The organism is Curtobacterium sp. 9128, from assembly GCF_900086645.1.
Taxonomy (GTDB): domain Bacteria; phylum Actinomycetota; class Actinomycetes; order Actinomycetales; family Microbacteriaceae; genus Curtobacterium.
Genome location: NZ_LT576451.1, coordinates 3,117,759 through 3,142,626, shown reverse-complemented (window position 1 = coordinate 3,142,626; position 24,868 = coordinate 3,117,759). Strand labels below are relative to the sequence as shown.

21 protein-coding genes, 1 tRNA gene and 1 pseudogene are annotated in these 24,868 nt (G+C 70.1%); 11 read left to right on the top strand and 12 right to left on the bottom strand.

Annotation, left to right across the window (positions count from 1 at the left end; translation table 11 throughout):
• Nucleotides 1–35: 35 nt before the first annotated feature.
• The 5 genes from QK288_RS14935 (at nt 36) to QK288_RS14915 (ending at nt 3,936) form a co-directional block, all read left to right on the top strand.
• Nucleotides 36–1,178, top strand: coding sequence for a DNA polymerase III subunit delta' (locus QK288_RS14935; protein ID WP_281265066.1), 1,143 nt, complete (start codon nt 36–38; stop codon nt 1,176–1,178).
• 78 nt (nt 1,179–1,256) lie between these two features.
• Nucleotides 1,257–1,892 (top strand): TetR/AcrR family transcriptional regulator, encoded by a 636-nt coding sequence (locus QK288_RS14930; RefSeq protein ID WP_281265065.1) that lies wholly within the window; start codon nt 1,257–1,259, stop codon nt 1,890–1,892.
• A gap of 44 nt (nt 1,893–1,936) precedes the next feature.
• A tRNA-Thr gene (locus QK288_RS14925) sits at nt 1,937–2,012 on the top strand.
• A gap of 140 nt (nt 2,013–2,152) precedes the next feature.
• Nucleotides 2,153–3,085: an ABC transporter ATP-binding protein gene (locus tag QK288_RS14920; protein WP_281265064.1), complete on the top strand. Its 933-nt coding sequence runs from the start codon at nt 2,153–2,155 to the stop codon at nt 3,083–3,085.
• Nucleotides 3,082–3,936 carry an ABC transporter permease gene (locus tag QK288_RS14915; RefSeq protein ID WP_281265063.1) on the top strand — a complete coding sequence of 285 codons (855 nt, stop codon included), beginning with the start codon at nt 3,082–3,084 and terminating at the stop codon, nt 3,934–3,936. The genes QK288_RS14920 and QK288_RS14915 overlap by 4 nt, the downstream gene beginning before the upstream one ends.
• Nucleotides 3,937–4,059: 123 nt before the next feature.
• Here the strand turns inward: QK288_RS14915 and QK288_RS14910 are convergent, their stop codons facing one another.
• Both QK288_RS14910 and QK288_RS14905 read right to left on the bottom strand, forming a co-directional pair.
• The gene (locus tag QK288_RS14910) at nt 4,060–5,763 is read right to left on the bottom strand and encodes an alpha-glucosidase (RefSeq protein ID WP_281265062.1); all 1,704 of its coding nucleotides are present in this window, start codon (nt 5,761–5,763) and stop codon (nt 4,060–4,062) included.
• Nucleotides 5,764–5,814: 51 nt separating this feature from the next.
• Entirely contained in the window at nt 5,815–7,494 is a 1,680-nt protein-coding gene (locus QK288_RS14905) for an HAD family acid phosphatase (RefSeq protein WP_281265061.1), read from the bottom strand.
• Nucleotides 7,495–7,623: 129 nt separating this feature from the next.
• Here QK288_RS14905 and QK288_RS14900 point away from each other — a divergent pair, with 129 nt between their 5' ends.
• The 4 genes from QK288_RS14900 (at nt 7,624) to QK288_RS14885 (ending at nt 11,627) form a co-directional block, all read left to right on the top strand.
• On the top strand, nt 7,624–8,673 hold the full coding sequence (locus tag QK288_RS14900) for a Gfo/Idh/MocA family oxidoreductase (protein WP_281265060.1): 1,050 nt from the start codon (nt 7,624–7,626) through the stop codon (nt 8,671–8,673).
• A gap of 11 nt (nt 8,674–8,684) precedes the next feature.
• Nucleotides 8,685–10,163, top strand: a complete 1,479-nt coding sequence (gene dacB / locus QK288_RS14895; protein ID WP_281265059.1) for a D-alanyl-D-alanine carboxypeptidase/D-alanyl-D-alanine-endopeptidase — start codon at nt 8,685–8,687, stop codon at nt 10,161–10,163.
• A gap of 23 nt (nt 10,164–10,186) precedes the next feature.
• On the top strand, nt 10,187–10,807 hold the full coding sequence (locus tag QK288_RS14890; protein WP_281265058.1) for an isochorismatase family protein: 621 nt from the start codon (nt 10,187–10,189) through the stop codon (nt 10,805–10,807).
• A 103-nt stretch (nt 10,808–10,910) separates the two neighbouring features.
• Nucleotides 10,911–11,627, top strand: coding sequence for a hypothetical protein (locus QK288_RS14885; RefSeq protein ID WP_281265057.1), 717 nt, complete (start codon nt 10,911–10,913; stop codon nt 11,625–11,627).
• 1 nt (nt 11,628) lies between these two features.
• Here QK288_RS14885 and QK288_RS14880 read toward each other — a convergent pair whose 3' ends face one another.
• The 10 genes and pseudogenes from QK288_RS14880 to QK288_RS14835 form a co-directional block, all read right to left on the bottom strand.
• Nucleotides 11,629–13,476 (bottom strand): ABC transporter ATP-binding protein, encoded by a 1,848-nt coding sequence (locus QK288_RS14880; protein WP_281265056.1) that lies wholly within the window; start codon nt 13,474–13,476, stop codon nt 11,629–11,631.
• A gap of 6 nt (nt 13,477–13,482) precedes the next feature.
• Nucleotides 13,483–13,698, bottom strand: a complete 216-nt coding sequence (locus QK288_RS14875; protein WP_022907338.1) for a hypothetical protein — start codon at nt 13,696–13,698, stop codon at nt 13,483–13,485.
• Between the two features lie 460 nt (nt 13,699–14,158).
• Nucleotides 14,159–15,598: an MFS transporter gene (locus QK288_RS14870; RefSeq protein ID WP_281265055.1), complete on the bottom strand. Its 1,440-nt coding sequence runs from the start codon at nt 15,596–15,598 to the stop codon at nt 14,159–14,161.
• Between the two features lie 199 nt (nt 15,599–15,797).
• Nucleotides 15,798–16,421: pseudogene (gene ribA / locus QK288_RS14865) on the bottom strand (GTP cyclohydrolase II); the annotation flags it as partial.
• A 29-nt stretch (nt 16,422–16,450) separates the two neighbouring features.
• On the bottom strand, nt 16,451–17,509 hold the full coding sequence (gene ribD, locus QK288_RS14860; protein ID WP_281267606.1) for a bifunctional diaminohydroxyphosphoribosylaminopyrimidine deaminase/5-amino-6-(5-phosphoribosylamino)uracil reductase RibD: 1,059 nt from the start codon (nt 17,507–17,509) through the stop codon (nt 16,451–16,453).
• 75 nt (nt 17,510–17,584) lie between these two features.
• Nucleotides 17,585–18,157 carry a GNAT family N-acetyltransferase gene (locus QK288_RS14855; RefSeq protein WP_281265054.1) on the bottom strand — a complete coding sequence of 191 codons (573 nt, stop codon included), beginning with the start codon at nt 18,155–18,157 and terminating at the stop codon, nt 17,585–17,587.
• Between the two features lie 2 nt (nt 18,158–18,159).
• Nucleotides 18,160–19,170, bottom strand: coding sequence for a tryptophan--tRNA ligase (trpS, locus tag QK288_RS14850; RefSeq protein ID WP_281265053.1), 1,011 nt, complete (start codon nt 19,168–19,170; stop codon nt 18,160–18,162).
• Between the two features lie 36 nt (nt 19,171–19,206).
• On the bottom strand, nt 19,207–20,049 hold the full coding sequence (locus tag QK288_RS14845; protein ID WP_281265052.1) for an exodeoxyribonuclease III: 843 nt from the start codon (nt 20,047–20,049) through the stop codon (nt 19,207–19,209).
• A gap of 114 nt (nt 20,050–20,163) precedes the next feature.
• Entirely contained in the window at nt 20,164–20,436 is a 273-nt protein-coding gene (locus QK288_RS14840; RefSeq protein WP_111106577.1) for an HPr family phosphocarrier protein, read from the bottom strand.
• Between the two features lie 71 nt (nt 20,437–20,507).
• Nucleotides 20,508–21,278: a DeoR/GlpR family DNA-binding transcription regulator gene (locus QK288_RS14835; RefSeq protein WP_281265051.1), complete on the bottom strand. Its 771-nt coding sequence runs from the start codon at nt 21,276–21,278 to the stop codon at nt 20,508–20,510.
• 312 nt (nt 21,279–21,590) lie between these two features.
• Here QK288_RS14835 and ptsP point away from each other — a divergent pair, with 312 nt between their 5' ends.
• Nucleotides 21,591–23,246 carry a phosphoenolpyruvate--protein phosphotransferase gene (gene ptsP / locus QK288_RS14830; protein WP_281265050.1) on the top strand — a complete coding sequence of 552 codons (1,656 nt, stop codon included), beginning with the start codon at nt 21,591–21,593 and terminating at the stop codon, nt 23,244–23,246.
• Nucleotides 23,247–23,310: 64 nt separating this feature from the next.
• A complete protein-coding gene (locus tag QK288_RS14825) occupies nt 23,311–24,849 on the top strand; it encodes a PTS mannitol transporter subunit IICB (RefSeq protein WP_281265049.1) in 1,539 nt (512 codons plus the stop codon).
• Nucleotides 24,850–24,868: the final 19 nt, after the last annotated feature.

Below are 24,868 nucleotides of genomic sequence, written 5' to 3'. Positions count from 1 at the left end.
TCCACGGCGTCGGTGGTCCCTGCGAGGATCTCGCTGTGAGCGTGTGGGACGGCCTGACCGGTCAGGAAGAAGCGGTCGCCGCCCTCCGCAGCGCCGCCGAGGCCCCGGACGGCACCGGTGGCATGACCCACTCGTGGCTGATCACCGGCCCGCCAGGGTCAGGACGGTCGAACGTCGCGACCGCGTTCGCTGCGGCCCTCGTCGGCTCCGGCCCGGACGACGACCACACCCTGCGGCAGATCACCGCCCACACGCACCCCGACGTCTCCGTGCTCACGACACAGCGGGTCATCATCACCATCGACGAGATCCGCCAGCTCGTCACGTCCTCGTACTACTCGCCGTCGGTCGGCCGCTGGCGCGTGGTCATCATCGAGGATGCCGACCGGATGACGGAGCGCACGTCGAACCTGCTGCTCAAGGCGCTCGAGGAACCGCCGGAGCGCACGGTCTGGATCCTCTGCGCCCCGAGCGAAGCCGACCTGCTGCCGACGATCCGCTCCCGCGTCCGATCGGTCCGGCTGCGGGTCCCCGGCATCGAGTCCGTCGCGGACCTCATCGTCGCGCGCACGGGTGTCGACCGTTCGCTCGCCATGGACGCCGCCCGGCAGGCGCAGAGCCACATCGGCATGGCGCAGCGCCTGGCCACGAGCGAAGACGCCAGGGACCGCCGGCGACGGACCCTGCAGACCGTGCTCCGGATCCGCAGCGTCGGTGACGCCGTGACCGCCGCGGCGGAACTCCTCGCGGTCGCCGACGAAGACGCGAAGGCGATCACCCAGCAGCGGGACGCCGAAGAGCGGGACGCAGCACTCCGGTCGCTCGGGGTGGAGCCGGGCGGGACGGTGCCGCCGGCGCTCCGGTCGCAGCTCCGTGCGATGGAAGAAGACCAGAAGCGTCGTGCCACCCGGAGTCTCCGTGACGGCCTCGACCGGATCCTGGTCGACGTCTCCTCGCTGTACCGTGACCTGTTGCTCATCGGACTCGGTGCACCGGGGGAGCCGGTGAACCTCGCCATGCAGGATGACCTCGACCGGGTGAAGCAGTCAGTCCCGCCGGCCGCCGCCCTCGAGATCCTCGACGCGATCGCGTTGGCGCGGCAGCGCATCGCCGCGAACGTGGCGGCACTGTTGGCACTCGAAGCGCTCCTCGTCACGGTGGTCCGGGCGCTGCGCTGACCCAGGCGCGAGGAGCGGACCCAGGCGGGGGCCTGGCCCAGGCGTGGGGACTTGACCCAGGCGTGGGAGAATCAGCCCATGCCCGATGCAGAACCCGGCCTGCGTGAACGGAAGCGACGCGCCACCCGACTCGCGATCCAGCAGGCTGCCCTCCGCATCGCGGTCGAGGACGGCCTCGCCGCGGTCACCGTGGACGAGGTCTCACGCCGCGCCGACATCTCGCCGCGGACGTTCTTCAACTACTTCCCGAGCAAGGAGCAGGCGATCCTCGGGGACGACCCGACGCTGCCGGAAGACGAGGTGCTCGACGCCTTCGTCGCCGGCGGTCCGGCCGGGGAGCTGCTCGCGGACGTCGGTGCTCTGCTCGTGCACTCGACGCAGGAGCTCATCGAGGAGCGCGGTCTGATCGAGGAACGGCAGCAGGTGCTCCGCGCCAATCCGGAACTCTTCAGCCAGCGCATGGCGTCGATGAAGGAGTTCCAGTCGACCCTCGAGTCCGTGATCGCACGGCGGCTCGCGAACGACGACCCGACCTTCGCCGAGGACGGGGCCGCGCTCCGTCGCCGCGCCCGGCTCGCCTCGCTGGTGTCACTCGCCACGCTGCGGCACGCATGGTGGGAGTGGTCGGAGTCCCCGGCCGAGTCCCACCTGGTGGACGATCTGCGGCGGTCCTTCGACGAGCTCGGGGCGCTCGTTTCGCGCTCGCTCGTCTGAACCTGTATAGTTGTGACCCGTGCCGCTCCGGGAACGGAGCGTCCGCCGCCTTAGCTCAGTCGGTAGAGCGATTCACTCGTAATGAATAGGTCGTCGGTTCGATTCCGACAGGCGGCTCCACCAAGAACCCCTCGTTTCCCCGGAAACGAGGGGTTCTTCCGTTCGCCGACCGCCCCTCCACCGCAGGGTGGAGGAAATGTATGCCGCATCTCGTACGCAGGGATGACGCGCCCCGAACGGGGGTCCCGTAGCGTTGCCGCGTGATCGAAGTCGACCATCTCACCAAACGCTACGGTCCGAAGCTCGCCGTCGACGACGTCTCGTTCGTCGTGCGGCCGGGCAGCGTGACCGGCTTCCTGGGCCCGAACGGCGCCGGGAAGTCCACGACGATGCGCATGATCATGGGGCTGGACCGGCCGACAGCCGGCCATGCCATCGTGAACGGGCGGCCGTACCAGGCCTTCCGTGACCCCCTCCGCCAGGTCGGGGCGCTGCTCGAGGCGAAGGCGGTGCACTCCGGCCGGAGTGCGTACAACCACCTGCTCTCCCTCGCGGCGACCCACGGCATCCCGAAGTCGCGGGTGCACGAGGTCATCGACATGACGGGGCTCGACTCCGTCGCGCGGAAGCGTGTCGGCGGGTTCTCGCTCGGCATGGGGCAGCGTCTGGGAATCGCTGCCGCGCTGCTGGGCGACCCGAAGACCCTGATCCTCGACGAGCCGGTGAACGGCCTCGACCCGGACGGAGTCCTGTGGGTCCGGCAGCTCGCCCGACGCATGGCTGCCGACGGTCGCACGGTCTTCCTGTCGAGCCACCTGATGAGCGAGATGGCGCAGACCGCCGACCGCGTCGTCGTCCTCGGTCGCGGCAAGGTCCTCGCCGACGCCCCGATCGCGGAGTTCGTCGCCGGTGCCGGGAACGCCGGTGGCGCTGCCGGCGGCGGCTCGCGGGTCGTCGTCCGGACGCCGTCCCCTGACCAGCTGTTCGCGGCGATCGGCCCGAACGCCGGCGTCACCGCACGGGACGACGGCTCCTTCCTCGTCGTGGGTCCCGATGCGCCGACCGTCGGTGCGATCGCCGCCGGCGCCGGGGTCGTGCTCCACGAGCTGACTCCGCAGGGCGCGAGCCTGGAAGAGGCGTACATGGCCCTCACCCGCGACGACGTCGAGTACCGATCGGAGGGCACCCGATGACCGCCCAGCACGCGATGGCCACACCGGACACGATGTCCGGCGTCCGTCTGTCCCTCCCTCGTCTCGTCCGCAGCGAGTGGATCAAGCTCCGGAGCATCCGATCCAGCGTCTGGTGCTTCGCGATCCTCGTCGCCCTCACCGTCGCGATGGCGGTGCTCCTCGGCACACTCGTGAACCAGGGTGGGCAGGCGATGCCGACGGACGCCGCGAACGGCACGCTGGTGAGCGTCAACACGGCGAGCGTCTCGTTCACCGCGCTCGTCGTCGGGGTGCTCGGCGTGCTCATCATCACCGGCGAGTACGGCACCGGGCAGGTGCGCTCCACCTTCACGGCCGACCCCGGCCGAACCGGCGTGCTGCTGGCGAAGGCTGTCGTGCTCGCCGTGAGCACCTTCGTGGTCAGCGCCGTCTCGACGTGGATCGGTGTCCTGATCTCGACACCGCTGCAGGCGGGCAACGGCGTGGAGGCCGACCTCGGGGATCCCTCGGTGTTCATGCCGATCCTCGGCAGCAGCGTCTACGTGACGCTCCTCGCGCTGCTCGCCTTCGGCATCGGGCTGCTCGTCCGGTCGAGCGCCGGCGGCATCGCGATCACGCTCGGTATCCTGCTGGTACTGCCGGTCATCCTGTCGCTCCTCGGCAGCCTGATCGACGCGCAGTGGATCCTCGACGTCTCTCGGTTCCTGCCGTCGGACGCGGGGGCGCAGCTCTACGCTTACTCGTCGTCCGGTCCGGCCCCTGACCAGCCGGGGGTCGTCCTGAACGGCTGGGGTGGGTTCGGCGTCCTCCTCGCAGAGGTCGTCGTGGTCGGTGGCGCCGCCATCGCCGCGGCGCGCACACGCGACGTGTGAGCGGACCGACGACGGCGTCGCCCGCGCGACGTGTGAGCGGACCGACGACGCGTCGCTGACGCGACCCATGACGGACTGGAGGCTCGGTGCCGGACCGGCACCGAGCCTCCAGTCCGTCCCTGGTCACCCGAACGCGTGGACCCGCGCCTCCCACGGGCGCAGCGCGCCCGTCTCCGGCACACCGAGGTTGCCGAGGACCAGGTCGCCGAGGTGGGACCCGACGTCCTCCGGGAGTTCCAGAGCGGAGGACGACAGGTTCGCGACCACCGCGAGGGGCGGCTCGGACTCGTCCGGCAGGGACCGCGTGAAGGCCCACAGCGACGGGTGATCGGCCTCGAGCAGCTCGAACGCACCGAGCCGGACCGTCCGCGACGTGTGCCGGAGATCGATGAGTCGGCGCGTGTGCGCGAACACCGAGCGGTCGCCTGCTGCACGGTCTGCGGCCACCGTCACGGCAGGCCATCCCTGCCCCATGCCGATCCACGGCGTGGTCGAGGAGAACCCGCCGGCTGGCTCGCTGTCGTCCCAGGGGATCGGCGTCCTGGCGTTGTCCCGGCTGCGGAACGCCAACGCGTCGAGCGCCTCGGCCACGGGCATGCCGCGCCCGACCGCCCCGCGGTACCAGTTGAGCGATTCGATGTCGCGGTACTCGTCGATCGTCCGGAACCCGGCGTTCACCATGCCGATCTCGTCGCCCTGGTAGACGTACGGCGTCCCGCGGTGCAGGTGCAGCACGGTCGCGAGGAGCGTCGCGGACTCGTAGCGGAACGCGAACGGGTCGGCCCCGGATCCCGGCGGAGCAGCCCCGGCCGTTGCGGCCACGGCCGCGGCGCCGAACCGCGACACCGGCCGCGGCTGGTCGTGGTTGGCGAGGTAGAGCGAGTTCCAACCGGTCTCGGCGAGCGCGGTCTGCCACCGGGCGAGCGAGGCCTTGAGCACCGGCAGGTCGAACGGACGGTTGTCGAACTTGGTCGTGGGCCCGTGGTCGAGTCCGACGTGCTCGAACTGGAAGACCATGTCGAGCTCGTGGCGGTCCGGATCCGTGAAGAGCGCGGCGTCCTGGACGGTGACACCGGGCATCTCGCCGACGGTGAGCATGGCGTCGCGCCCGGCGAACACCCGCTCGTGCATCTCCTGCAGGTGGTCGTGGACACGCGGCTGCATCACGTACGCGGCGCTGCCGTCAGACAGCGCTTCCGGGTCCTTCGCGATGTGGTTGATCACGTCCATGCGGAACCCGTCGACCCCGCGGTCCAGCCAGCCGTTCATCATGGCGTGGACGGCCGCCCGCATGTCCGGGTTGTCCCAGTTCAGGTCGGGCTGCTGCGGCGTGAACATGTGCAGGTAGTACTGGCCCGTGCCCGGGTCCCACGTCCAGGCGGGCCCGCCGAACGCCGACCGCCATTCGTTCGGCTCGTGGCCGTCCACCGGGGCGCGCCAGATGTACCAGTCGTGCTTCGGGCAGGCCCGGGACAGCTTCGCGGCCTGGAACCACGGGTGCTGGTCGCTCGAGTGGTTCACGACGAGGTCCATGACGAGCTTCATGCCGCGTCGGTGCACCTCGACGAGCAGCGCGTCGAACTCGTCGATCGTGCCGAACAGCGGGTCGATGTCCTCGTAGTCGCTGATGTCGTACCCGTTGTCGGCCTGCGGCGACCGGTACACGGGGGAGAGCCAGACGACGTCGACCCCGAGGTCCGCGATGTGGTCGAGGTGCTGGCGGATCCCGGCCAGGTCGCCGACGCCGTCACCGTTGCCGTCCGCGAAGCTCCGCGGGTAGACCTGGTAGACCACCGCGTCCGTCCACCACGGCTCCGGTCCGGTCACGGCAGACGCCTCCTCGCGCTCACTTCCCCCTGCGACGGACGGTACTTCTGATCAGGGCAGGTAGTACGTCGGATTCGGCAACTTCACGGCTCGGTCGGCCGAGCCGCCCTTGAGATCGCTGTACTGGTCGCCCACGTTCGCGACGATGTCGTACCGTCCGCCGGCCGTCGACTCGATGTGTGCGCGGGTCTGCGACTTGTACTCGATCGTCGTGCACTTCGCGGTCGCGCACTGGACGTACGACGGCTGCTGCGACGCGCCGACCCCGGTCCACTTCGTGTAGTAGGTCTGCGTGCCGTGCTGCTCAGCGCGGAACTGCGGGTACCCGACCTTCTGCAGGTTCGCGATGGTCGCCGTCTTCTGGTCGTCGTTCCGACCGGTCAGCCCGATCACGGTGCAGCCGGACCGCTGGGCGATCGACACCAGGGACGTCATCGACGGGGTGGCGGGGAAGCGCTGGTCCTGGACCCAGACGTCCTGTTCGGTGGGGTCGAAGACGAAGTGCATGTCCGCGACCTCCATGTCGTAGGTCCACAGCGTGGTGTCGTCGGCGTCGAGCACGATCGCCGGGTTGCTGTGCTTCGCCCGGCCGACGGCGCACTGTGCAGCGATCACCGGGGCCTGGCGCGCGACGATCGACCGCATCTCGCGGATGTAGGGCGAGTCGGTGCGGTTCGCGATCCCGGTGCCGGGGTCGCCGTAGTACGTGGCGATCGTCTTCTTGACGGAGTCGATGTTCGGGATGCCCTCACCGCCCTGCGTCGCACCGGACGACCCGTCCGCGGCCATCGTGAAGTGCGTGCGCGGCGCGAGCGACGGCTCGGAGACCCCGGGGAGGTCGGCCGAGGGGAGGTAGTACGTCGGGTTCGGCAGCTTGAGGTTCCGGTCGGCGTACCCGCCCTGCAGGTCGCTCCACTGGTCGCCGATGTTCAGCGCGATGTCGTACCCGAGGTCCTGCTCGATGTGCTTGCGGGTCTGCGCCTTGTACTCGACCGTGGTGCACGACGCCGTCGCGCACGTGATGTACGACGGCTGCTGGCTGGCGCCGACGCCGGTCCACTTCGTGAAGAAGTCGTCCGAGGAGAACCCCTGGTAGCCGACCTTCGTCAGGTTGGCCACCGTTGCTGCCTTCTGGTCGTCGTTCCGGCCGGTCAGCCCGAAGACCGTGAACCCCATCGCCGATGCGGTGTTGACGAGGCCGACCATCGACGGGGTGGCGGGGAAGCGCTGGTCCTGGACCCAGACGTCCTGTTCGGTGGGGTCGAAGACGAAGTGCATGTCCGCGACCTCCATGTCGTAGGTCCACAGCGTGGTGTCGTCCGCGTCGAGCACGATCGCGGGCTTCTCGCCCTTCCGGACCGCGCGGTCGTGGATCTGCCGCAGCTGCGCCGTCTGCCGTGCGACGATCGACCGCATCTCGCGGATGTAGGGCGAGTCGGTCCGGTTCGCGATCCCGGTGCCGGGGTCGCCGTAGTACGTCGCGATCGTCTTCTTCACGGAGTCGATGTTGGGGATGCCCTCACCGCCCTGCGTCGCACCGGAGGACCCGTCCGCCGCCATCGTGAACGAGGTCCGCGGCGTCAGCCCGGCGTCCGGATCGTGTCCGTGCCCCGGGGACCCCCAGCCGTGCGCCGATGCGGGCGCGCCGCCGACGACGGTCGCCGCGACGGCGATGGCCGCGCCGACAGCGGTGGCGGAGAGGAGCCGGGAAGGAGACACGGGTCGACGCATGGCGTTCCTGATCTTCGGGGAGTGGCCCCCGGTCGGGGGACGTTCCAGCACGCTAGCTGGCAATCGGCAGTGCAGTCCATAGCCGGGTGCTGGATGTGGACAACTCGTCGACGCTGGTAGACAGGGCACATGACGGTTCGCTGGGGAGTCATCGGCACGGGCGGCATCGCCCGGTCATTCGTGGGCGACTGCACCGCTGCGGGGGTGGAGTTCGTCGCGGTCGGCAGCCGCACCCGGGCGAGCGCCGACGCGTTCGCGGCAGAGTTCGACATCCCGCGGGCCCACGGCAGCTACGCGGACCTGGTGGCCGATCCCGACGTCGACGCCGTGTACGTCGCGACACCGCACTCCCGCCACGCGGAAGACGCTCTGCTCGCGATCGACGCGGGCAAGCACGTCCTCGTCGAGAAGGCGTTCACGATCACCGCCGAGCAGGCGCGTCGCGTGGTCGATGCCGCTCGCCGGGAGGACGTCGTGGTCATGGAGGCCATGTGGACGCGCTTCCTGCCCCAGATGACCATGATCCGAGAGCTCATCGCGGAAGGACGGATCGGTCGCCCGCGGTTCGTGGAGGCCACGCACCACCAGGCCCTCCCGACGGATCCGCACCACCGGCTGCGCGACCCGGAGCTCGGGGGTGGCGCGATCCTCGACCTCGGCGTGTACCCGATCTCGTTCGTCGTGGACGTCCTCGGCGTCCCGACCGACGTCGTGGCGGCCGGCACGCTCAGCGCCGAGGGAGTGGACACACAGATGGGGATCGTGACGACCCACGACGGGGGAGCGCAGTCGATGGTGCACTTCTCGCTGGACGTCCGGACCCCGAACACCGCGTCGATCATCGGCGACGACGGGCGGATCGACATCGACGCCACCTGGTACACGCCGACGACGTGGCGGGTGCGCGACCGCGACGGAGCGGTCGTGGAGGAGTACGACTCGCGTGAGGAACTCACCGGCTACGCGCACGAGGTCCGCGCGTTCGAGGCGATGATCGCCTCCGGCGACCACGAGGGTGGCGCGATGGACCCGGAACAGACGGTCGCGATCATGGCGGTGATGGACGAGGCACGCAGGCAGGTCGGGGTCCGGTACGCGGCGGACGGCGGGTCGGCAGATGGCGAGTCGGCAGACGCCGAGTCGGCAGCAGGCCTGGAGGCTCCTCCCGCAGTTCCGTAGGATCGGTCCCGATGTCCGAGCACGAGTCCGTCCCCGACCGCCTCCGCGGCGTGTTCACCGCGATCCGCGGGTCGATCGCGCAGAAGCCCCTGCCGTGGGCGATCGGTGGCCTCGCCGCCGTCCTGGTGCTCGGCTCCGGCGGTGCCGTCGCGGTCGCCGCGGCGACCGCTCCGACCGGATCGGCGTCCAGGGCGCCGTCGGCCGGGGGGACGACGAGCAGCTCCGCGACGCCGACGGCGAGCACGACGCCGACCCCGACGGTGGCACCCCGTACGGTGCCGTCCGACGCCCCCGGGCCGTCTGCGCTCCGGACCTGCTCGATCGCCGGCCCGGCGTCCGCCGCCGGTCTCGGGAACTTCGAGGGCTACGTGATGAACGCCTCCACCGGGGAGATGCTCTTCTCCAAGAACGGCGACACCGCCGCGCAGACCGGCAGCGTCATGAAGACGCTCACGACCGCGACCGCGCTGGCCGTGCTCGGCGGCGACCACACGATCCCGACGACGGTCACCGACGAGGGCAGCGGCACGATCGCACTCGTCGGACACGGCGACGCGACGCTCTCGGCGGGCGGCGCGACGGTGTACCCGGGCGCCCCGACCCTGGCCCAGCTCGCGCAGCAGGTGAAGACGAAGCTCGGCGACACCGCGGTCTCGACGATCGTCACCGACGACACCTACTGGAACGACGCCGACGCCTGGGACCCGACGTGGCCCGTCAGCGAGCGGACGATCGGGTACCAGCCGGAGGTCACCGCGCTGATGGTCGACGGCGATCGCGCGAACCCGGGCGCCGCGACCTCGCCCCGCTCCGAGGACCCGGTCGGGCGTGCAGGTGCGGCGTTCCGGACGGCCCTGGCGAACGCCGGCGTCGTCGGTGCCGCGAACGCCCAGATCGTGAAGCGCGCGACCACCAGCCAGAGCACCATCGCGCAGGTGTCGTCGCAGCCGGTGTCGACCCTCATCGGCCAGATGATCCCGAACTCGGACAACACCCTCGCCGAGATGCTCGCGCGGATCTCGTCGAAGGAGTCCGGTTCAGACGGGTCTGCGGCGTCCCTGACCGGCGTCTACCAGAAGGCCCTCGCGTCGTACGGCGTCGACCCAGCCGGCATCGTCATCAAGGACGGCTCCGGCGAGAGCGCGTCGAACGCCGTCTCGCCGAACTTCGTGGCGCACCTGATGGTCCAGGTCGCGGCCGGGGCGAAGGGCCTGGGGACGCTCGCCCAGGCACTGCCGGTGTCCGGGCAGTCGGGCACGTTGTCCAGCCGCTTCACGGGGGCGAACGCCGTCGCGCGCGGCAAGGTGCACGCCAAGACCGGGTGGATCGACAGCGCGAACACGCTCGGCGGGTACATCGACGCGGCCGACGGGACGAAGCTGACGTTCGCGTTCTACGCCATCGGGTCCTCCCGCGCGGCCGCGCTGCCCGCCCTCGATGCGGTCACCGCTGCCGCCTACTCCTGCGGGAACAAGCTCACCAACTCATGATCGACCTGGTGTTGGATGGGCCCATGACCAGGGCTCTCCTCGTGGTGGACGTGCAGAACGACTTCACCGAGGGCGGCGCGCTCGGCGTCGTCGGCGGTGCGGAGGTCGCCGCACGCATCACGGCGTTCCTCGGCCGGCACGCCGACGAGTACGACCTCATCGTCGGGTCGCGCGACTGGCACCACGGGGACGACGACAACGGCGGCCACTTCGCGGTGGGCGGCGAGCCCGACTTCGAGACGACCTGGCCGGTGCACTGCGTCGCCGGGACGCCGGGTGCCGACTACCACTCGGAACTCGACACCGCACCCATCGACGTCCACGTCGTGAAGGGGCAGGGAGCGCCCGCGTACTCAGCGTTCGAGGGCACGACCGAGTCCGGCGAGGACCTCACCGACCTGCTCTACGACCGCAAGGTGCACGCCATCGACATCGTCGGCATCGCGACCGACCACTGCGTCCGGGCCACCGCCCTCGACGGTGTCCACGCGGGCCTCGACGTCGGTGTCTACACCGACCTCGTCGTCGGCGTGGACCCGGCGCGCAGCGAGGCGGCACTCGCGGAGATCGCGGCCGCCGGCGGTCACGTCGAACCCAGCGACATGGACGAGGGGCTCGCGAACCCCGGAGGCGCGCAGCTCTGACCCCGGCGGGATGGCCCGTCCTCGACTGATCGGTTCGTGGGATGTCGGTGGCCTGGTCTACCGTTGACTGAAACATCACCACCACAGTCACGGAGGGGTCGACATGGTCGATGGTCCTGGGAACACGTCCCGGAACGAGAACGGCAGCGGGCAGCAGGTCAACGTCGGGGGTGATGCCCACGGTCCTGTCGTCGCCGGTGGGGGCATCCACATCGGCGACGGCAACTCGGGGATCGTGATCACCGGCTTCGCCGACGGCGGCGGTCCGGAGCGCGAGTTCACGATCACCAAGGCGTCCCGCATCCCGATCACATCCACCTGGATCGGCATCGTCTCCGGCCTCGTGACGATCATCGGGTTCGTCACAGGAGCGACCTCGGTGTCGAGACTCGTCGGGCAGTTCCGCGACGGACTGAGTTCGGCGCCGACGATGGATCCCGCGGTCCCGGTCGGCGTGCTCGTGGCGGCGCTCCTCGTCGCGATCGGGATCGGCGGGTTCTCGATCGTCCGCTTCCTCGGGCGACACCTGCTCCGGCTCCCGAAGCGGTGGGGGCGCGCCTGGGCGGGGATCCGCGACGAATCGGGGCGGACGTTCCCGTACCGGCTGCGCCTCGCCGCGGATTGCGACCGGTGCCCGGGGCGTCCGATGCGGTTCGTGCAGATCCCGGAGACGTGGGTCGACCACTACCAGGACGGCAGACGCACCAAGCAAGAGGTGACGAAGTGGCTCCCTGTCGCCGTCTGTTCGCGCAATCCCGAGCACCGGATCGTGGTCGACGTCTCCGGCAACGACTTCGACTCCGCGTTGCCGCGCGGCTGAGTCAGACCAGGAGCTGGTGCTTCGCCAGGTCGCGGTACAGCGGCGTGGACTCGACCAGCTCCGAGTGCGTCCCGACCCCGACGACCCGTCCGTGCTCGAGCACGACGATGACGTCGGAGTCGACCACGGTGGACAGGCGGTGCGCGATGACGAGCAGCGTGCGGTCCTCGGCGACGGCGTCGATCGCCAGGCGCATCTTCTGCTCGTTCACGCCGTCGAGCGACGACGTGGACTCGTCGAGCAACAGGATCGGGGGAGCGGCGAGCAGCGCACGGGCGATCGCCAGACGCTGGCGCTCACCACCGGAGAGCATCACGCCGTCCTCGCCGACCTGCGCGTCGAGCCCACGGGGGTCGCGGTGCAGCACGTCGCCGAGGTTGACGGCCTCGAGGACACGGACGCAGTCGTCCTCGCTGGCGTTCGGCGACCCGAGCAGCAGATTCGCCCGGATGGTGCCGGCGAGCACGGGGGCGTCCTGTTCGACGTACCCGATCTGTGCGCGGAGTTCGTCGCGGTCGAGCCCGCGGACGTCGATCCCGCCGAGACGGATGACGCCCTCGGTCGGGTCGTAGAAGCGCTCGATCAGCGCCAGGGTCGTCGACTTCCCGGCGCCGGACGGGCCCACGAGGGCGACACGCGACCCGCGCGGCACGCGGAACGACACGCCGTGCAGGACCGCCTGCTCGTCGTCGGCGACGTCGCGGCGGCGATCCGGGCCTCCCGGCTGGCCGTTGGCGGCTTCTGCGCCGTCGGGACCGGACGCGTCCGCGGAGCGGGCGTACCGGAACGACACGTGCTCGAAGGTGATGGCGTCGTCGGTCGCGATGGCGGCGGCGGGGTGTACCGCGGCGTCGTCCTGGTCCTCCGTCGGCAGGTGGAGGATCTCCTCGATCCGGCCGAGCGCGCCGAGTGCCTGCGCGACGGCGACCGCTGCCCCCATCGCCTGGCCGAGCGGCATGATCATCATGAAGAGCAGCAGGATGAACGTGATCAGCGTGGCGATCGTGATCGTCCCCGCGGCGACCTGCGCGCCTCCGACGCCGAGCACGGCGATGAACGCGACCTGCATCACGATGCTCGCGACGGGCACGACGAACGCGGACATCTTCGCGATGTCGAGGCCGCGCTTGTACGCCTCGGTCGCGTGGCCGTCGACCTCGTGCACCTCGCGCTCGGTGGCGCCGGCGGCGCGGATGGTCCGGACGGCGCCGATGCCGCGTTCGACCGCGGCGGTGAGGTCGCCGACCTTCTCCTGCGCGCGCTTCGACGCGATGCGGATGCGGCGGCTCAGCCCACCGACCACGACGATCGCGACGATGACGATCGCGACGGTGATGCCGAGCAGCAGCGGGTCGATGATCGCCATCGCGATGATCGCCCCGATGAAGGTGAGCATCCCGCCGATGGACTCGATGAGTCCCTGCGTGAGGACCGCTCGGAGCAGGGTCGTGTCGCTGCCGACGCGGGACACGAGGTCGCCGGTGCGCCGGGTGTCGAACTCGGAGATCGGCAGGTTGAGGATGCGGGCGATCAGCTTGCGACGGGTCGAGAGGACGACGCCTTCACCCGCGCTCTGCAGCAGGAAGTGCTGGACGCCGTTGAGTACACCGGCGACGATCACCAGCACGACGAGCGCCCACACGAGCATGCTCAGCGTGTTGCCGTGCTGGACCGCGGTGACGACCTGGTTCACGAGCAACGGCTGGGCGAGTGACGCCCCGGCGCCGAGGATGCTCAGCACGATGATCACGACCATCGCGGGCTTGTTCTCGAACAGGTAGGACAGCAGGCGGCCGAAGGTGGCGCGGGGTCCGTCGGTCTTCTTCGGGCGGGCGAAGGGGGAGCTCATCGATTCCTAGTTTCTGCCGTACTTCTTGTGCACTGCCTGACGACTCACGCCGAGGAGCGTCGCGATCTCCTGCCACGAGGCGCCGGCGTTCCTCGCGCGTCGCGCGGCGAGTTCCTCGGTGCGGTCGAGCTCGCGACGGAGCTCGCGCACGCTGGCGAGGGCGGAGAACGGATCGTCTCCCGCTGCCCCCGCCGCGAGGCTCGTGATCGTCGGCCGGTCCATGCGTGTCAACCTACATTGACGCGATGTGCTTGTCAACCTGAGTTGACGCGCAGGGTGTGGGAGGCGGTGGGTGCTCAGGGTGCGCTGCTGGCTTCGGCGGACTGACGGGATCGACTCGGAACGACAAGGTCGCTGTCGTACGACGACGACCTTGTCGCTGCGACGCGTCTGCAACATCCCGCGCGCGCAAGGAACGACAGCATCGTTGTCGTACGACAGCGATGCTGTCGTTCGGGAGCGGGGCGGGGCGGGAGCGGGAGCGGGAGCGGGAGCGGGGGCGAGTGGGGTGGTCGAATCGCGCGGAGGAGGTCGAATCGCGCGTAGTTGGCCCGTTTTTCCGCGCACCTACGCGCGATTCGGCTTTCCATTGCGCGCGTTGTGGGTGGGAACGTGCGCGCAGACGGACGGGAGGCCCGGTGCCAGCTGGCACCGGGCCTCCCGTCTCGGACGATGGTCGCGTCTACGGCGCGAGGCTGCCGGACGTGTGCACGTGCCCGTCCGAGGCGGTCGGGTCGGCGTGGACGCGCGGTGCGTCCCCGTCGCCGAAGTCCCCGCCCTTCGTCTCGCGGATGAAGAGCAGCGCGACGAGCGTGACGACCGCTGCGATGGTCAGGTACAGCCCGACGAGGAAGATGTTGCCGTCGGGCTTCCACAGCGCGAGCGCGATGGTCGGTGCGAGCGATGCGCCCAGGATCGACGCGACGTTGTACGCGATCGCCGAACCCGTGTAGCGGACGTTTGTCGGGAACAGCTCGGGGAGCAGTGCGCCCATCGGGCCGAACGTCAGCCCCATCAGCGACAGGCCGACGATGAGGAAGGTGACGACGGTGATCGGGCCGGTCGAGGCGGCGAACCAGAACTGGAACGTCAGACCGAAGAGCGCGATGCCGATGGTGGTCGGGATGAGGGTCTTCCGACGGCCGAACTTGTCGGCGAGGAGCCCGGCGATCGGCGTGAAGATGCCGAAGAACACCACGCCGATCATCAGCAGCGTCAGGAACTCGCCGCGCGAGTAGCCGAGGCCGACCTTCGGGACGAGTGCCGAGGCGGTCGACCCGGTGGTGCCGTAGGACAGCGTGAAGGTCGTCATGAAGTAGAAGAGCACGTAGGTGGCGACCATGCCGAGCGTGCCGACGATGAGTGCGCGCCACGAGGTGCGGAACACTCGGCCCAGCGGGACCTTCGCGACCGTGCCGGACTCCTGCACGCCGCGGAAGACCGTCGACTCGACCAGCCGGAAGCGGACGTACAGCCCGACGAGCACCAGCACGGCCGACAGCAGGAACGGCAGACGCCAGCCCCATGCCTGGAAGTCGGGGTTCGGGGTTCCGTCGGCGCCGGCGGGCATCGCGGCGTTGATCGCGATGAACAGGCCGTTGGCGAGCAGGAAGCCGATCGGGGCGCCGAGCTGCGGCATCGAGCCGAAGACGCCGCGCTTGCCCTTCGGGGCGTTCTCGGTCGCGAGCAGGGCCGCACCGGACCACTCGCCACCGAGGCCGACACCCTGTGCGAAGCGCATCACGGCGAGGAGGACCGGTGCCCAGATGCCGATCGAGTCGAACGTCGGCAGGCAGCCGATCAGGAACGTCGCCGTGCCCATCACGAGCAACGATGCGACGAGGGTGGTCTTCCGGCCGATGCGGTCACCGAAGTGGCCGAAGATGATCGAGCCGACGGGACGCGCGAAGAACGCGAGCGCGAACGTCACGAACGACGACAGCTGCGACGCGGTGGGGTCTTCGTTCGGGAAGAACAGGGTCGGGAAGACGAGGACCGCGGCGGTGGCGTAGACGTAGAAGTCGTAGAACTCGATGGACGTGCCGATGAGGCTCGCGACGACGACGCGGGAACGCGGGTTCGTGGCGGGTGCTGGTGCTGGTGCTGCCGATGTGGCGGACATGGGACGGTGTGGACTCCGAGCAGAGCGTCGTGCAGGCGACGCAGCGGTACCGGACTGCGAACACCGATCGGTTCGCGCAGGTGGCGCTGGTGTTCGACCGGGTGCGTTCGGTTGGTGGTGTACCGCTTGTGACGGGAGACCTCAGTGTACGACGGATGTCGGCAACCTGCGAATCCGCCGAGGAGCTGGTATCCCAGTGTCAGTTGTGTGCGCCGACCTGCAGGTGTCCGGGGAGTTCGTGGCCCATGCGGTCGCGCTTGGTGTCCAGGTACCCGGCGTTCTGCGCCGAGACACCGACGACCAGGGGGACCAGTGTGTCGACCGTGATGCCGTGCTCTTCGAGCTGACGACGCTTCTCCGGGTTGTTCGACAGCAGCCGCACCCGGCCGATGCCGAGGTCGGTGAGGATGCCGGCGGCACCGCCGTACTCGCGGGAGTCCGCGGGGAGACCGAGCGCCAGGTTGGCGTCGAGCGTGTCGAGGCCGTCTTCCTGCAGCCGGTAGGCCTTCAGCTTGTTGACGAGTCCGATCCCGCGACCTTCGTGGCCGCGCAGATAGACCACGACGCCGCCTTCCGCGGCGATCGTGTCGAGGGCGGCGTCGAGCTGCGGACCGCACTCGCACTTCAGCGAACCGAATGCCTCTCCGGTCAGGCACTCCGAGTGCACCCGCACGAGCGCGCCGTCGGTCGGTGCGGAGCCGTCGGGCAGCGCACCGATGATCGCCACGTGCTCGGCACCGGTCACCAGGTCGCGGTACGCGCGCATCTCGAAGGTGCCGTGGCTCGTCGGGACGTTCGTGGACACCTCGAACTGGACCGGACTCCCGGGGGTGGGGGAGGTCAGCGCGTCGGTCATGGGGTACTCCGGTCGTTACGGGCCCCGTCGTTCGTGTGGTCGTCGTGGCGGCGTCGCTCAGGGTCGCGACCGGACGGACGTGCACGCACCAGCAGGTCAGGGCCGAGGCTGGTTGTCGATAGTACGTCCAACCGCAGACGTTCGTTCATGCTTCCCACACCGACGTCACCGAGCGCAACACGGGGGCCGCCGAGCAGGACCGGCGCGACGTAGACGAGGTACTCGTCGGCGAGTCCGGCGGCGATGAAGGCCGACGCGACGGTCGGGCCGCCCTCGACGAAGACCGTGCGGACACCACGGTCGCCGAGCGCACGGAGCGCCGCATCGAGGTCGTGTCCTGGCAGCTGCACGAAGCCGCGGGGGTGGCGTCGGACGGCGGCGTCAGCGGGGACGGGGCGGTCGCCGAGGACGACCGCGAGGGGCTGGTCGGCGAGGAGTTCGCCGGCGTCGCCGCGTGCCGTCAGGGACGCGTCGTCGGCGAGCACGGTGCCCGTCCCGACGACGATCGCGTCGTGCGAGGCGCGCTGCTCGTGCACGTGCTGGCGGGCGGCCGCTCCCGTGATCCACTTGCTCGTGCCGTCGGCTGCTGCTGCCCGGCCGTCCAGACTCGACGCCCACTTCACGGTCACCCACGGGCGTCCCCGGCGGACCGATGCGAGCCAGCGTTCGAGGAACGCGGAGGCCTCGTCCGCCAGGACGCCCGACACGACGTCGACACCGGCGGCTCGCAGCCGGTCGGCACCGCCGTGCACGTCCGCTCCGGGGTCGTCGATCGCGTACACGACGCGCCCCACGCCGGCCTCGATCAGCGCCACGGAGCACGGGCCGGTCCGTCCGGTGTGGTTGCACGGCTCGAGCGTCACGACGATGGTCGCCCCGCGGAGCTGCTCGGGTCGGAGCTTCGCCATCGCGTCGACCTCGGCGTGCGGCGTCCCGGCACCCTTGTGCCAGCCCTCTGCGAGCACCTCGCCGGCGGGGGAGAGCACGACGGCGCCCACCCGGGCGTGGTCGCCGAGCACGGGGCCGAGCGCTGCCAGTTCGAGCCCGCGGCGCATCGCCCGGACCTCTGCCGGCGATGCCGACGGGGCCGGGTCGGGAGTCGTCGGTGCGCTGCCGTCCACGGTCCGAGACTACCGGGCGGCCGCGAACGACTCGGCGGGCCAGGCGAGGTCGGACGCGGGCGTGCCGTCCGCGCGACGGAGCCCCTTCCAGGCCGAGGCGGGCGTGCCGTCGCGGTTCGGGATCACGGCGTCGCCGGTACCCGTGTACGAGAAACCGGCACGCCGTGCGACGCTCGCCGATGCCACGTTGCCCTCGTAGCACTCCCAGTACACGTCGGGGGCGCCTCGGTCGAACGCCCAGTCCACGACGAGCGTGACCGCTTCGTGCACGAGTCCGTGGCCGCGCGCGGACGGGGCGAGCCAGAAGCCGAGGTCGCGGCGCTGGGTGCGGTACGAGATGACGCCGACGAGCCAGGTGGAGCCCGGCTGCCGGATCGCCCACGTGTACTCGCGGTCGGACGCCCACCCCGGCCCCACGAGCGCGTCGATGAAGGCGTTCGCGTCCTGCGGCCGGTACGGCGTGGGGATCGTCGTCCAGCGGATGACGTCCGGGTCCTGGCACGCCTCGGTGATCGCGACGGTGTCCGCCCGGGTGGGGAGGTCGAGCCGGACGCGCTCGGACGCCAGCGTGACGGGGAACACGGTCAGCGCCGGACGCGCGGGACGAAGCCGATGCGGTCGTACACGCGCGCCAGGGTCGCATCGGCGATGGACTCGGCACGCTCGGCGCCGACGGCGAGCAGGCGGTCGAGCTCCGCCGGGTCGTCGAGGAGCTCGAGCGTGCGGGCGCGCACCGGTTCGAGCTCGGCGACCACCGCGTCCGCGACCTCGCCCTTCAGGTCGCCGTAGCCCCGTCCGGCGAACGACGACTCGAGCTCGGCGACCGGGGTGCGCGTGAACGCCGACAGGATCGCGAGCAGGTTCGTGACACCCGGCTTGGCGGCACGGTCGGCCCGGATCTCGCGTTCGGTGTCGGTCACCGCGGACTTGATCTTCTTGGCCGTGCGCTTCGGGTCGTCGAGCAGGCGGATGAGACCGTTGTCCGACGCGGCCGACTTGCTCATCTTGCTCGTCGGGTCCTGCAGGTCGTAGATGCGGGCCGACTCGGTGCCGATCTGTGCCTTCGGTACCACGAAGGTGTCGCCGAACCGCGAGTTGAACCGGTTCGCCAGGTCGCGGGTCAGCTCGACGTGCTGCCGCTGGTCGTCACCGACCGGCACCACGGCGGTGTCGTAGAGCAGGATGTCCGCGGCCATCAGGACGGGGTAGGTGAAGAGCCCCACCGACGCTGCCTCGGTCCCCTGGCGCGCCGACTTGTCCTTGAACTGGGTCATGCGGCTCGCCTCACCGAAGCCCGTGAGGGTGTTCAGCACCCACGCGAGCTCGGCGTGCGCGGGCACGTGGGACTGCACGAAGAGGGTCGATTTCGACGGGTCGATGCCCGATGCGATGTACTGCGCAGCGGTGGCACGGGTGCTCGCGCGGAGCTCGGCCGGGTCCTGCGGGCTCGTGATGGCGTGCATGTCGACGACGCAGTAGATCGCGTCGTGGTCGTCCTGCAGGTCCCTCCACTGCATGAGGGCGCCGATGTAGTTGCCGAGGTGCAGCGAGCCGGCGGACGGCTGGATACCCGAGAAGATGCGGGTCGTGGTCATGGTGGTGTTCCTGTACTGCTGGAAGAGGGTGGGGAGTCAGAGCTCGTAGTCGACGACCACGGGGGCGTGGTCGGACCATCGCTGGTCGTACGCCGCGGCGCGGTCGACCGTGTAGGAGCTCACCTTCGCGGCGAGGTCGGGCGTGGCCATCTGGTAGTCGATGCGCCACCCGGTGTCGTTGTCGAAGGCCTGACCGCGCCAGGACCACCACGTGTACGGACCGTCGACGTCGCCGGCCTGGTCACGACCGACGTCGACCCAGCCGAGGCCGGTGCCCGTCGATCCGTCAGCGCCCTCGACCTGCTCGCCGTCGGCGCCGAAGAAGCGGCTGAAGTACGCGCGCTCCCTGGGCAGGAAGCCGGCACGCTTGACGTTGCCCTTCCAGTTCTTGATGTCGCGCTCGTCGTGACCGACGTTGAGGTCACCGACGACGACCGCGAGCGGGTTGTGCTCGCGGAGTTCCGGCAGTCGCTCGGTCATCGCGTCGAGGAACTTCCACTTCTCGTCCTGCTTCTCGGTGCCGACCTCGCCCGAGTGCACGTACGTCGACACGACGGTCACGAGGGTGCCGTCGATCTCGTAGTCGGCTTCGAGCCAGCGACCGGCGGAGTCGAACTCCGACGGTCCGAGCTCGACGCGGTGGATGTGCGCCGTGTGCCGTGACGCGATCGCGACGCCCGCGCGGCCCTTCGCCGAGGCGGGGTCGTGCACGATGTCCCACCCGTCGCCGAGGAGCGCGGTGAGGTCGTCGGTCGATGCGCGGACTTCCTGCAGGGCGAGGACGTCGACGCCCCGCCCGTCGAGCCAGTCGCCCATGCCCTTGCGGAACGCGGCGCGGACGCCGTTCACGTTGACGGATGCGAGGCGCAGGCGTGTCATGCAGACCACCTTATCGGCGGCCGCCGACAGCCCTGGACGCGACCAGGAAAGACGGGAGGCACGGTGCCAGCCGGCACCGTGCCTCCCGTCAGGACGTGGTCGCGACGCGCGCGATCAGGCCGCGTCGTGGTCCGTCTTCAGGAACTCGACCAGGCTGTCCGCAGTCGTCTCGGCGTCGTCGCCGGACACGGTGAGCGTGACCTCGTCGCCGTTCTCGACGCCGAGCCCGAGGAGCCCGAGGATGCTGCCGGCGTTCGCGGACTTGTCGCCCTTGGCGATCGTGACCTGGTGACCCGACGCGGTGACGGTCTGGACGAAGAGCGACGCGGGACGGGCGTGCAGACCGGATCCGCTGGCGACGGTGACGGTGCGGGTGGCTTCGGACATCGATGAACTCCTAGTCGATGGGTGGTGCGCTCATGGTAGCGAGCAGGGGGTGGACGGAACCGGGCGGGCGGTCAGGGACGGCCGGGCCAGAAGACCTCGGTGCCTGCTGCCTCGACCTCGCGGACGAGGTCCAGGTTGACGGCTGGGTCGGTGATGATCGTGTCGATCGCGGCCAGTGGGGCGACGCGACCGAACTCCTCCCGGCCGAACTTCGTGTGGTCGGCGAGCAGGATGCTCCGGCGGGCCGACTTGATCATGGCGCTCTTCACGGCGGCCTCCGCCATGTTGTGGGTCGTGAGGCCGCGCTCCGGGGTGATGCCGTTGATGCTGATGAAGGCGACGTCGACGCTCACCATGCCGATGAGCTGGTGCGTCCAGGTGCCGACCCCGGCCAGGGAGTCGCTGCGGATGTTGCCGCCGAGCAGGTGCAGGTCGATCCCCGGGCGGTTGGCGACGGCCATCGCGACGGGGAGCGAGTGCGTGACGACGGTCAGGCCGCGGTCGGTGGGGAGCATCTCGGCGAGGCAGATCGTCGACGTGCCGGCGTCGATCATGATCGAGCCGTTCTCCGGCAGTTCCTCGAGCGCGGCCTCGGCGATGACCATCTTCTCGGCCTGGTTGATGCCGCCGCGATCGCCGACACCGGGGTGCAGCGTGATCCGCTCGACGGGGATCGCACCACCGTGGGCGCGGCGGACGAGGCCGCGACGCTCGAGCGACGTCAGGTCACGCCGGATCGTCTCCGGTGTGACCTCGAGCAGCTCGGCGAGGTCCTTGACGTCGACCCGGCCGTTGGCGCGCGCCTGCTCGACGATGCGCTGGTGGCGCTCTGGTGCGTACATCGGACCTCGGTGTCTCGTGAGGGTGTCGGGTGGAACGGTCCGGTCCGGCCCGAACGGATCAGAACGGGCACGGACGGCGGTGTTCGTCGGGATCGACGCCCGAACTGGGGGCGGCTCAGACCGAAACGGGCATCTGTTTGTGCATTTTTATCCCCGGATGTGTTTGTTTGTCAACGCGGATCGATGTAGTGTGCTGCCAAGCCGCACGGGCGTGGTCCGTTCGTGCCGCTGTGCACCGAACCACCAGGACCACCAGAACGACCAGAACCACCGGCCCCCACCGCAAGCGCGCGTGAGATGAAGGAGTCTCGAATGTCCGAACTGCTCGGAACCGGCGTCGGCCGCGGCGTTGCCCACGGCCCCGTGCTCCGGATGGCGGACCCGCTCGGCGAACCGTCGACCACGGCGCTCGAGGGCTCGGCGGACGACGCGAAGCAGGCGGTGCACGAAGCGCTCGCCGCGGTGGCGGAGGACCTCACCAAGCGCGGACAGCTCGCCGGTGGCGACGCCCAGGCCGTGCTCGAGGCGCAGGCGCTCATGGCGCAGGACCCGACGCTCCTCGACGACGTGCACACCCGCATCGACGGCGGCACCAACGCCGAGCGTGCGGTGTTCGAGGCGTTCGGCCAGTTCCGCGACCTGCTCGTCTCGATGGGCGGCTACATGGGGGAGCGCGCGACGGACCTCGACGACGTCGCCCAGCGCATCATTGCCAAGCTCCGGGGCGTGCACGCACCCGGCGTCCCCGAGTCGGACACCCCCTTCGTGCTCGTCGCCCGCGACCTCGCCCCTGCCGACACCGCACTCCTCGACCTCGACAAGGTCCTCGCCCTCGTCACGCGTGACGGCGGCCCGACCTCGCACACCGCGATCCTCGCCCGCGCCAAGGGCATCACCGCGATCGTCGGCGTGACCGGCGCCGACGACCTCGCCGACGGCCAGACGGTCGTCGTCGACGCCGCTGCCGGTACCGTCGTCACCGAGCCGTCCGCCGAACTTGTCGCCGACGTCGAGCAGCGCATCGCCGACCGCCTCGCCGCCGCCGCAGCGCCCCTCACCGCTGGTGCCCTCGCCGACGGCCACGTCGTGCCGCTCCTCGCCAACCTCGGGAGCCCGGCAGACGCCGCCGGCGCCGTCGCTCTCGGTGCGGAGGGCGTGGGGCTCTTCCGCACCGAGTTCCTCTTCCTCGACTCCCCGAAGGCCCCGACGGTCGACGAGCAGAAGGAGTCGTACAAGCAGCTCCTCGCCGCGTTCCCCGGCAAGAAGGTCGTCGTCCGTGCGCTCGACGCCGGCGCCGACAAGCCGCTGCCGTTCCTCACCGACAAGGACGAGGAGAACCCGGCGCTCGGACGCCGCGGGCTCCGTGCGCTCCGGAACCACCCCGAGGTGCTCCGCGACCAGCTCACCGCGCTCGCGCAGGCCGACGCCGAGACCGAGGCCGACCTCTGGGTGATGGCCCCGATGGTCGCCGACGCCGAGGAGACCGAGTACTTCGTCGACCTCGCCCGTGAACTCGGGATCAGGACCGCCGGCGTGATGGCCGAGGTGCCCTCGCTCGCGCTGATGGCCGAGCAGGTGTTCCAGTCGGCGGACTTCGTGTCGATCGGCACGAACGACCTGACCCAGTACACGATGGCCGCCGACCGCATGCTCGGCACCGTCGCGAGCTACCAGGACCCCTGGCACCCCGCCGTCCTCCGTCTCGTCGCGCAGCTCGGCACCGCCGGTGTCAGCGCGTCGAAGCCCGTCGGCATCTGCGGCGAGGCCGCCGCCGACCCGCTCCTCGCCGTCGTCCTCGTCGGACTCGGCGCCACCACCCTCTCCATGACCCCCGCAGCCCTCGCCGACGTGCGTGCCGAACTCGGCAAGCACACCCTCGACGAGGCCCGCGAGATGGCCCAGGCGGCACTCGCCGCGTCCACGGCGGCAGCAGCCAAGTCCGCCGCCGCGGCCGCGCACGCCGTCTGAGCCCACCCAGCACCACCCCTTCCCTGACACAGCAGCAGCACCACCACACAGAAAGTCACCGCACATGACAACGTCGTCCGTTGCAGCGCCCGACGCCCCCGCGAAGTCGCGGGGCGGCGCACGCGTCGCCGTTCAGAAGTTCGGCACGTTCCTCTCCGGCATGGTCATGCCCAACATCGCGATCTTCATCGCGTGGGGCATCATCACCGCCTTCTTCATCGAGACCGGCTGGACCCCCGTGGGCATCCTCGGCGGGTTCGGCGAGACGAACGGCGTGGCCAACATCGGCCTCGTCGGTCCGATCCTGACCTACCTCATCCCGCTCGCGATCGCGATCCAGGGTGGCCGGATGGTCTACGAGACCCGCGGCGCCGTCGTCGGCTCGATCATGACGATGGGCGTCATCATCGGCGCCAACGGCACCACGATGATCCTCGGCGCGATGATCTGCGGGCCGCTCGGCGCGTACCTCATCAAGCAGATCGACAAGATCTGGGACGGCAAGATCAAGCCGGGCTTCGAGATGCTCGTGAACAACTACGCGGCCGGCATCCTCGGCTTCGTGCTCGCGATGATCGGGTTCTTCTGGCTCGCCCCGCTGTTCAAGCTGATCGCCGAGGGGCTCGGTGCCGCGGTGAACTTCCTCGTCCAGCACTCGCTGCTGCCGCTCGCGAGCGTCATCATCGAGCCGGCGAAGGTGTTCTTCCTCAACAACGCGATCAACCACGGTGTGCTCGACCAACTCGGTGCGCAGCAGGTGCAGGCGTCCGGGAAGTCCATCCTGTTCCTCCTCGAGGCGAACCCCGGCCCCGGTCTCGGCATCCTGCTCGCCTTCACGTTCTTCGGTGTCGGCATCGCCCGCTCGACCGCTCCCGGCGCGATCATCATCCAGTTCTTCGGCGGCATCCACGAGATCTACTTCCCGTACGTGCTGCAGAAGCCGGTCCTGTTCATCGCCGTGATCCTCGGTGGTGCAACGGGTGTCGCGACCAACGTGGCGTTCCACTCCGGCCTCGTCGCTCCCGCATCGCCCGGGTCGATCTTCGCCGTGCTCGGTGCGACCGCGAAGGACAGCTTCGTGGGCGTCATCCTGTCCGTCCTCTTCTCCGCAGCGGTGTCCTTCGCCGTGGCGTCGTTCTTCCTCATCGCCACCCGCAAGCGCGACCTCGCGTCCGGCGGCGGCGACATGGCGGCGGCGTTCGACAAGATGCAGGCAACCAAGGGCCGTGACGCCAACGCGGCGACCGCCGGTCTCTTCGGCGGCAACGCCCCGGCGAACGCCGACGAGGCAGCTGCCGTCGGCGGCACCACGACCGCGACCCGGGTCGAGAACGTGGTGTTCGCCTGCGACGCCGGCATGGGCTCGAGTGCGATGGGTGCGAGCGTCCTCCGCAACAAGATCAAGAAGGCCGGCATCGAGGGCGTCACCGTCGTCAACAAGGCCATCGCGAACCTGTCCGGCGACGAGGACCTCGTCATCACGCAGGAAGAGCTGACGGACCGCGCCAAGCAGAAGACCCCGAACGCACAGCACGTGTCGGTCGGCAACTTCATGAACGCGCCGCAGTACGACCAGGTCGTCGAACAGCTCAAGAACCAGTAACGCAGTGCAGTATCGGAGG

Excerpts from the sequence above, each read along its gene's own strand:
- QK288_RS14930 (WP_281265065.1), top strand. The coding sequence starts at position 1,257 with ATGCCCGATGCAGAACCCGGCCTGCGTGAACGGAAGCGACGCGCCACC.
- QK288_RS14915 (WP_281265063.1), top strand. The coding sequence starts at position 3,082 with ATGACCGCCCAGCACGCGATGGCCACACCGGACACGATGTCCGGCGTC.
- QK288_RS14905 (WP_281265061.1), bottom strand. The coding sequence starts at position 7,494 with ATGCGTCGACCCGTGTCTCCTTCCCGGCTCCTCTCCGCCACCGCTGTC.
- QK288_RS14900 (WP_281265060.1), top strand. The coding sequence starts at position 7,624 with ATGACGGTTCGCTGGGGAGTCATCGGCACGGGCGGCATCGCCCGGTCA.
- dacB (WP_281265059.1), top strand. The coding sequence starts at position 8,685 with ATGTCCGAGCACGAGTCCGTCCCCGACCGCCTCCGCGGCGTGTTCACC.
- QK288_RS14890 (WP_281265058.1), top strand. The coding sequence starts at position 10,187 with ATGACCAGGGCTCTCCTCGTGGTGGACGTGCAGAACGACTTCACCGAG.
- QK288_RS14885 (WP_281265057.1), top strand. The coding sequence starts at position 10,911 with ATGGTCGATGGTCCTGGGAACACGTCCCGGAACGAGAACGGCAGCGGG.
- QK288_RS14880 (WP_281265056.1), bottom strand. The coding sequence starts at position 13,476 with ATGAGCTCCCCCTTCGCCCGCCCGAAGAAGACCGACGGACCCCGCGCC.
- QK288_RS14875 (WP_022907338.1), bottom strand. The coding sequence starts at position 13,698 with ATGGACCGGCCGACGATCACGAGCCTCGCGGCGGGGGCAGCGGGAGAC.
- QK288_RS14870 (WP_281265055.1), bottom strand. The coding sequence starts at position 15,598 with ATGTCCGCCACATCGGCAGCACCAGCACCAGCACCCGCCACGAACCCG.
- ribD (WP_281267606.1), bottom strand. The coding sequence starts at position 17,509 with ATGCGCCGCGGGCTCGAACTGGCAGCGCTCGGCCCCGTGCTCGGCGAC.
- trpS (WP_281265053.1), bottom strand. The coding sequence starts at position 19,170 with ATGACCACGACCCGCATCTTCTCGGGTATCCAGCCGTCCGCCGGCTCG.
- QK288_RS14845 (WP_281265052.1), bottom strand. The coding sequence starts at position 20,049 with ATGACACGCCTGCGCCTCGCATCCGTCAACGTGAACGGCGTCCGCGCC.
- QK288_RS14840 (WP_111106577.1), bottom strand. The coding sequence starts at position 20,436 with ATGTCCGAAGCCACCCGCACCGTCACCGTCGCCAGCGGATCCGGTCTG.
- QK288_RS14835 (WP_281265051.1), bottom strand. The coding sequence starts at position 21,278 with ATGTACGCACCAGAGCGCCACCAGCGCATCGTCGAGCAGGCGCGCGCC.
- ptsP (WP_281265050.1), top strand. The coding sequence starts at position 21,591 with ATGTCCGAACTGCTCGGAACCGGCGTCGGCCGCGGCGTTGCCCACGGC.
- QK288_RS14825 (WP_281265049.1), top strand. The coding sequence starts at position 23,311 with ATGACAACGTCGTCCGTTGCAGCGCCCGACGCCCCCGCGAAGTCGCGG.